The sequence below is a fragment of the Pseudomonas sp. OTU5201 genome (assembly GCF_038440135.1).
Classification (GTDB): Bacteria; Pseudomonadota; Gammaproteobacteria; order Pseudomonadales; family Pseudomonadaceae; genus Metapseudomonas; species Metapseudomonas resinovorans.
In genome coordinates, this window is the sequence record NZ_JASATC010000088.1 from 1 (window position 1) to 1,526 (window position 1,526).

Consider the following 1,526-nt stretch of genomic DNA (forward strand, 5'->3'; position numbering starts at 1 on the left):
GACCGGACACAATACGAGGAGCACGGCGGTCGGTCCGCAAGGTCCGTTCCGTCGGGCTGTCTACGCTGACTAATAAGAAAGAGCCGAGCACCCGCTCAGGAGCACGACATGTCTCTCAGTGTCTTCGACCTGTTCAAGATCGGCATCGGCCCCTCCAGCTCCCATACTGTTGGCCCGATGCGCGCCGCCGCGCGATTCGTGGAGGGCCTGCGCCGCGAGAGCCTGCTGGCCGACACCCATAGCCTGAAAGTCGAGCTCTACGGCTCACTCGGTGCCACTGGCAAGGGCCACGGCAGCGACAAGGCCGTACTGCTGGGCCTGGAAGGCGAGCAACCGGATACCGTGGATACCGAGCGCGTGGATGAGCGCCTGGCGAGCATTCGCCAGAGTGGCGAACTGCGCCTGGGCGGCGAAAAGCCGATTCATTTCGTGGAAAAAGAGCACTTGGCGATGATCCGCAAGCCGCTCCCCTACCACCCCAACGGCATGATTTTCCGGGCCTTCGACGACGCTGGTATCCAGATCCGTTCGCGCGAGTACTACTCGGTGGGCGGCGGCTTCGTGGTGGACGAGGAAGCGGCCGGGCTGGACCGCATAGTCGAAGACCGCACACCACTGCCCTATCCCTTCACGACCGGCAAGGACATGCTCGCCTACTGCAGCGCCACCGGGCTCTCCATCAGCGGCCTGATGCGCGAGAACGAGAAAGCCTGGCGCACCCCTGAAGAAACCAGCGCCGGCCTGATGCATATCTGGCAGGTGATGCAGGACTGCGTGACAGCCGGCTGCCGCAAGGAAGGCATCATGCCCGGTGGGCTCAAGGTGAAGCGCCGCGCCGCCGCGCTCTACCGCCAGCTCAGCGAACACCCGGAAGCCAACCTGCGCGACAGCCTCAGCGTGCTGGACTGGGTCAACCTCTACGCCCTGGCGGTGAACGAGGAAAACGCCACCGGCGGCCGCGTGGTCACCGCCCCCACCAACGGTGCGGCCGGCATCGTGCCCGCCGTGCTGCACTACTACAGCCGCTTCGTGCCGGGCGCCAACACCGACGGTATCGAGCGCTTCCTGCTCACTGCCGCCGCCATCGGCATTCTCTACAAGGAAAACGCCTCCATCTCCGGCGCCGAAGTCGGCTGCCAGGGCGAAGTCGGCGTGGCCTGCTCGATGGCAGCCGGCGCCCTCTGCGAAGTCATGGGGGGCACCCCGCAACAGGTGGAGAACGCCGCCGAAATCGGCATGGAACACAACCTCGGCCTGACCTGCGACCCGGTCGGCGGACTGGTCCAGGTGCCCTGCATCGAGCGCAACGCGATGGGTTCGGTGAAGGCCATCAATGCCGCTCGCATGGCCCTGCGCGGTGACGGCCAGCACTTCATCTCCCTCGACAAGGTCATCCGCACCATGCGCCAGACCGGCGCCGACATGAAGAGCAAATACAAGGAAACCGCTCGCGGCGGCCTCGCCGTGAACATAATCGAATGCTGATTTCTCCCCTCTCCCTCTGGGAGAGGGGCCGAGGGTGAGGG

The 1,526-nt window shown here is 65.3% G+C and carries 1 protein-coding gene; it reads left to right on the forward strand.

Annotated features, from left to right (window positions below):
- Positions 1–108 precede the first annotated feature (108 nt).
- Positions 109–1,485 (forward strand): L-serine ammonia-lyase, encoded by a 1,377-nt coding sequence (locus AAHM40_RS26955; protein ID WP_342247430.1) that lies wholly within the window; start codon positions 109–111, stop codon positions 1,483–1,485.
- Positions 1,486–1,526 lie beyond the last annotated feature (41 nt).

Excerpts from the sequence above, each read along its gene's own strand:
- AAHM40_RS26955 (WP_342247430.1), top strand. The coding sequence starts at position 109 with ATGTCTCTCAGTGTCTTCGACCTGTTCAAGATCGGCATCGGCCCCTCC.